Source organism: Microcystis sp. LE19-195.1E (assembly GCF_027532095.1).
GTDB classification, from domain to species: Bacteria; Cyanobacteriota; Cyanobacteriia; order Cyanobacteriales; family Microcystaceae; genus Microcystis; species Microcystis aeruginosa.
Genome location: NZ_JAPZSZ010000247.1, coordinates 1 through 5,931, shown reverse-complemented (window position 1 = coordinate 5,931; position 5,931 = coordinate 1). Strand labels below are relative to the sequence as shown.

The window sequence follows — 5,931 nt, the reverse complement described above, 5'->3', positions numbered from 1 at the left end:
GGTGACCCTTGCTACGAAGCGGTCTTTTCTGACCAAGGTTGGGACGGTCTACCACTTCTCTCAATATACAAGGTTGGGTTGAAGCATGAAACCCAACGCCCGCATGGGTTACGCTACCGCTAACCCATCCTACAAATAATTGTGCCTACCTACTTAAGACTTTTGCTATAGTTCTAGAAGAGGGCTAAAAAAATAGCAAACTAAGGAAATTTCTCCTTTGCTAGTTTTGCCGTAAACAACTATGTTAAAAAAAGTCAATTATCTGCGATCGCTATCCTGTTTCTTCGCTATAATCCTCTGGAGTAGTCCCCTAGGGATTAACCCTAGCCTCGCGGTCAATGATAATTGTCAACTGTCCGAATCGGAAATCAAACAACAAGAAAATCTGCGTCAAACTTCCCCCCAAGAATATGACATTTTATTGCAGAAATATGCTGCACAATTGCGCTTTTGTCGTTCCCGACACTGGTTACAGGAACAGGCAATCTGGTTACGTCTCTACTCCTGTGATACCCGCCCCGGATCGATAGAAAGTATCCTTGATCGCATCGTGGCCAAAGGTTATAATATAGTTTATTTGGAAGTTTTCGCCGATGGTCAAGTCCTATTACCTCCTAACAATAATCCCACCGTTTGGGATAGCGTGATTAAAAATCCGGGTGCGGGAAATGTGGATTTATTAGCACAGGCGATCGAACAGGGACATAAACGCGGGTTAAAGGTTTATGCTTGGTTATTTAGCCTCAATTTTGGCTATGCTTATAGCTTAAAACCCGAGCGACAGGAGGTGTTAGCACGCAATGGTAAAGGACAGGATAGCACCTCTTTTGTCGATGATCAATCCCAAACTTTTGTCGATCCCTACAGCAATCAAGCGCGACAGGATTATTTAATTCTCCTAGAAGCGATTTTACAACGTCGTCCCGATGGAGTTTTATTTGATTATATTCGCTATCCCAGAGGAACAGGAGTCGATTCCGTGGCTGATAATGTCCAAGATTTATGGATTTTTAGTCCGGCATCCCGACAAGCTTTAATTAATCGAGGATTGAATAATAAGGGCAAATTTTTAATCGATCGCTATCTGACTCGCGGCCAAATTTCCCCCCATGATATCGTCGAAGCAGATCGCCTTTATCCCCAAGAAACTGCCCCTCTTTGGCAGGGTAGAATCCCCTTAGAAGAGGAGATGAAACAATCAGTTCAAAGTCGTTTTGATCGCCTCAAATTAGAACTTTGGTTCCTAGCGGTTGCCCATGCTGCCCAGGGTGTAATTGATTATATTAGTTATTTTTCTGCCCTAGTGGAACGTCAGGGAATTCCCGCCGGGGCAGTGTTTTTTCCTGATGGAAATCGTCTTGTGGGTAATCAAGGTTTTGATTCCCGTTTACAAGCTTGGGATAGTTTTCCCGCTTCCCTAGAATGGCATCCCATGTCCTACGCTAATTGTAACGATACCACCTGTGTGGTTAATCAGATCAAAAGAGTAGTGGCAAGCAGGGGAAATCAAACTCCTGTTATCCCAGCTTTAGCGGGTTTATGGGGACAACCCTATAACAATCGTCCCTCCTTAGAAGTGCAAATGGAAGCGATTCGCATAGCCTTTCCCACCATAGATAGTATCAGTCATTTTGCTTTTTCTTGGCAAGAACCACAATTCGATCAAGCCAGAAGATTTTGTCATAAGTAACCGCATTTACACCTCCACTTTCACTTCCTCTGTCTCTGTTTTTTCCTGTAGTGGGGGAACTATCAAAGGCGGCAGTTCTGGTTCGGCGGTGTTGAGAGTCGGCGTAATATCGACGTAGTTAATCACCGCCCCTAAAATTTTCACTTCCGCTTCTGTTAACTGGTCAGTTGCTTCACTCAAGAGACTAGAACGAGTTATCCCCTGGCGCGTTACCAGAATAATCCCGTCCGCTAGTTCTTCTAAGAGCAGCGCATCATTACAGCTAGACAGAGAAGGAGTATCCACAATCACCAGATCGAAACGGCCGCGAGAATCTTTGAGAATTAATTGTAATTCGCTCGATTCAATGATAGCTGCCGCTTGTTTTTGCGGACCGGGACTAGGCAAAATGGAAAGGTTTTCTATATTTGGGGCCAGCCGGATCGATTTACTTTTTGCCCCGTAGTAAAGTAGGGGTTCTCGGAAAGAATTGGGATCGGGAGTGACTCCGATTTCTTCGGCCTTAGAAAGACTTCTCAGATCTCCTTCGACTAACAGAGTCCGTCGGCCCGCTAAAGACGCAGCGATCGCCAGATTATAGGCAGTGGCAGTTTTCCCCTCTCCGCCAGTAATACTGGTGACAATGACCACTTTCACCGTTTCGCCGCCGCCCACAAGTCGCAGGGTACTGCGTAAACGTTCGTAGTAGGGGAGATAATTGGCATTAGCATCGGCGAGAATCGGCTCGATTTCCTCGCCCTCTAAATTCCGGACAATGGGCAATTGTCCTAAGAGTAGTATATCCCGACTAACCAAAGCTTCCCGCAATTCTTGGGGACTGTGCAGGCGATCATCGATCACTGCTAACAGGAGAATCGTACCCAATCCGGCTAAAGTTCCCAAACCAGCACCCACCAAGAGAATCAAGGTACGATTCTTGCGGTTAAACACCTGTTCGATCGGTTGAGCCACTGGCGGTTGGGCGACGGTGAGACTACCCACGGTTTCCGCTTCTGCAGCCTGAGCATCCACCAGAGCATTGAGAATATTCTCGTAGATACCCCGTTGAAAGGCGACGGCTTGGGTTAAACGAGCTTGCTGTAGCTGTTTATCGGGGAATTTCTCGTATTGGGAGCGTAATTGCTGTTCCTGCGTCACTAAGGATTCTAATTGTTTCATTAAACCCTCGCGCTGGGTTTGCAGGGTGACTAATTGAGCCGCTAGTTGTTGACGGGTGGCATCGAGATTACTTTGCTGACGGATGCGACTGCTGGGAAGATCGGTCAGGATGCCATCTTTTCCGATCACCTCGGCGGCTCTTTTTTGTAAGAGAGATTCGTTAACTTGCTGTTGTTTGCGTAATTTAACTACGGTGGGATGTTCGGGACGTAAATCCTTCTGTAGTCGCTCCAATTGGGTTTCCGTGTCCAAGATCTGCGCTCGGATACTGGCAATAATCGGGTCGGCACTAAGGGCCGAGGAGGTGTAAGCTTGATCGGGGGTTAAATCGAGTTGTTCACTCAGACTATTAATCTGTCCTTGAATGCCTTGCAGTTCTAGGCGAATTTCTCGCTGTTGCTGTTGACTACTGGTGATCGCGGTGAATAAACTCCCATCTTGAATCGCCAATAAATCTGAACCCTGGGTACTAATGTAGCGATAAAACTTTTCTTCGGCTCTGGTTAAATCTTTTTGGACTTCGTTAAGTCGGACACTGAGAGCTTCTATGCGGGCCCGTAACTGGGAAGTATTCAGCCAGCGACTGTATTCCACCATTTCCTTCATCAAGGTTTCGAGAATTAACTCCGCCTTGGACTGGGAGTCGGCCGTTAACTCTAAAAGTATTTCTTGGGGTTGGTCGGTTCCTGTAGATCGATTGCTATTATTTTTTTGTCCCTCCGCTTCACCGGGGAAGGTGATTTTCAAATCTCGATCGCGAATTTTAACGATCTGTTCCTGATTAAATTGCAGTTTTTTGGCGGCATTGACCAATACCCGGGGAGACAGCAGTAAATCGCGGTCAATAGCCCGCCCTTGTTCTTGCAGTTGGGTTCCTGTACTGGTAAAAGCTGGCGGCGGCACCCGGTAGGCCAATTGTCCCACCGCCCGATAAAAGGTGGGGGGTTTCTCAGGATCGGGTAGGAGAGCAAAGATCACAGAACCACCTAAACAGACGAGGAAGACGAATATTCCCACAAATTTGTTCTGATCTAGCGAGATGAGAAATCGTTTCACAATTGGTAGAGCCATAGCTTTTTAATATATTCCCAGATTCTTTACATTTTAGTGGTCAAGAGTGATTCTCGCCCTTGAAATCCTAGCTTATGAAGTTGTGTTAAGGAGTGAAGGGAGCAAGTTGCCCCTCAATTATTGGAAGTTATTGAATTGATTGCTAAGGTTGAGAATTGTATTGGTAAAATTGGCAATATCCCGAATGGGTTGGGTAATGATATTAAAAGCGGCGAAAATTTCCCCTAATAGGGTGCGGGTGACAATAATTACGTCTTGATCTTCTAAGGGAACATTTTGGGAGATATCTCCCCTAACTGCCGCTATCGGACTCAAAGTTTGACTAACAATTCCCCCTTTGGCACTATCAAAACGTAGCAGGGACACTTCATTGACATTAATCCGCAGGCGATCGGAAACCGGTAAACTAGCCACCACATCGAGGAAGGTACTGCCATTAGGAATCGAAACATTTCTCAGGGCAATTCCCGAAGGAACTAAGGGAGCTAAAACCCTGACAGTGATATTCTGCTGGGTGAGGGTGGTTCTCGCCACCAGTGTGCGATTATATCCCGTTTCTTGGCCCACTTCTAACTTGGAAACAATCACGGCATCGCCCCCTTGCAGACGCATATCTGGCAAGCGTTCCCCTTTAATTAAGGGAGTATAAAGGTCAAGTTTCTCCTCTAATACTGTACCATCGACTAAAACCCGACGGACAACGATCGAACGCAGATCGGCTCTGGGAGTGCCACCCCCCGCCGCCAAAAGTACCTGCGCTAGGGGAGTATTAGGAGCGATACTATAAAACCCCGGTCGCTGTACCTCTCCCAGAATGGTTAACTGGACGGGACGGGCAGTGGTTAAAACAGCAATCACTTCCGGTTCCTCCCGCAAGTATTTTCGCCCCAATTCGAGGCGGATTTTAGTTTGCACTTCGTCTAAAGTCAAGCCGAGCACCGGAATACGCCCTAAAATCGGCACCAGAAAATTACCATCGGGATCCACTGGCCCCGTGGAATTAAATTCGGGAAAATCGGGAACCGAGACAGTAATTTGATCGCCGATATCGAGTCGATAGGCCTGAATTTGTCGGGATTGGCGATTATTGGGAGAGTAAACCGGTGGACTGTAGCCGGTAGGGGGAATCGTGTTTTCAGGAAAGGTGAGATTAGGGGGTTGGGGGGGCAAAAATTCCAACCCGGCTCCGGGTTGAGTCTGGGGTATGGACAAAGGACCCTGGGCCTTGAGTCTCTCGGAGTCAATTACCCACAAGAACCCTGTCAGACTCAACCCTGATAAGGCTATGGCCCCAGTTCTGAATAAACTAACTGGCAAAAACTTGTTGAGCATTGGTGGAATCATCGAAAATTTGGGTCTGAAACCCCGCCGTTTTACGGCGGCTTTACCGTTAAATACTAGCGCATTTAGACGATATATTCTAGAATGTGAGGCATGGAAAAAGCCTATTCGTTTCGATTTTACCCCACACCAACACAAGAGTCGCTATTGCGGCGCACATTGGGCTGTGTAAGATTAGTTTACAATAAAGCTCTCCACGAACGAACACAAGCATGGTATGAAAGACAAGAAAGAGTAGGATATGCTGAAACTTCTTCAATGCTAACCGATTGGAAAAAACAAGAAGAATTAGAGTTTTTAAACGAAGTTAGCTGTGTACCCTTACAACAAGGGTTAAGACACCTACAAACAGCTTTTACTAATTTCCTTGCTGGTCGTACTAAGTATCCTAACTTTAAGAAAAAACATCAGGGAGGAAGTGCCGAATTTACCAAATCTGCTTTTAAATTTAAAGACAAACAAATCTATTTAGCTAAATGCACAGAACCCTTACCTATTCGATGGTCAAGACAAATACCAGACGGATGTGAACCAAGTACAGTAACAGTCAGATTACATCCTTCTGGACGTTGGCATATTTCAATTAGATTTGATGACCCAACGATTAAGCCTCTACCAGTAACAGATAAAGCCATTGGAATTGACTTAGGAATTAGTAGCCTCGTGATTAC

The 5,931-nt window shown here is 46.0% G+C and carries 5 protein-coding genes; 3 read left to right on the top strand and 2 right to left on the bottom strand.

The window, feature by feature from the left end; translation table 11 throughout:
* Positions 1-241 precede the first annotated feature (241 nt).
* Positions 242-1,690, top strand: coding sequence for a family 10 glycosylhydrolase (locus O9300_RS13760; RefSeq protein ID WP_287972201.1), 1,449 nt, complete (start codon positions 242-244; stop codon positions 1,688-1,690).
* A gap of 6 nt (positions 1,691-1,696) precedes the next feature.
* On the opposite strand, the gene O9300_RS13755 is transcribed toward O9300_RS13760, so the two are convergent.
* A complete protein-coding gene (locus O9300_RS13755) occupies positions 1,697-3,919 on the bottom strand; it encodes a GumC family protein (protein ID WP_287972199.1) in 2,223 nt (740 codons plus the stop codon).
* Between the two features lie 117 nt (positions 3,920-4,036).
* The gene (locus tag O9300_RS13750; protein WP_287972204.1) at positions 4,037-5,251 is read right to left on the bottom strand and encodes a polysaccharide biosynthesis/export family protein; all 1,215 of its coding nucleotides are present in this window, start codon (positions 5,249-5,251) and stop codon (positions 4,037-4,039) included.
* On the opposite strand from O9300_RS13750, the gene O9300_RS13745 reads away from it, so the two are divergent.
* Positions 5,205-5,432 (top strand): hypothetical protein, encoded by a 228-nt coding sequence (locus tag O9300_RS13745; protein WP_287972207.1) that lies wholly within the window; start codon positions 5,205-5,207, stop codon positions 5,430-5,432. The genes O9300_RS13750 and O9300_RS13745 overlap by 47 nt on opposite strands.
* A partial coding sequence (locus O9300_RS13740; RefSeq protein ID WP_287972197.1) for an RNA-guided endonuclease InsQ/TnpB family protein occupies positions 5,354-5,931 on the top strand: 578 nt, incomplete at its 3' end. The genes O9300_RS13745 and O9300_RS13740, both read left to right, overlap by 79 nt.

Excerpts from the sequence above, each read along its gene's own strand:
- O9300_RS13760 (WP_287972201.1), top strand. The coding sequence starts at position 242 with ATGTTAAAAAAAGTCAATTATCTGCGATCGCTATCCTGTTTCTTCGCT.
- O9300_RS13755 (WP_287972199.1), bottom strand. The coding sequence starts at position 3,919 with ATGGCTCTACCAATTGTGAAACGATTTCTCATCTCGCTAGATCAGAAC.
- O9300_RS13745 (WP_287972207.1), top strand. The coding sequence starts at position 5,205 with ATGGCCCCAGTTCTGAATAAACTAACTGGCAAAAACTTGTTGAGCATT.
- O9300_RS13750 (WP_287972204.1), bottom strand. The coding sequence starts at position 5,251 with ATGCTCAACAAGTTTTTGCCAGTTAGTTTATTCAGAACTGGGGCCATA.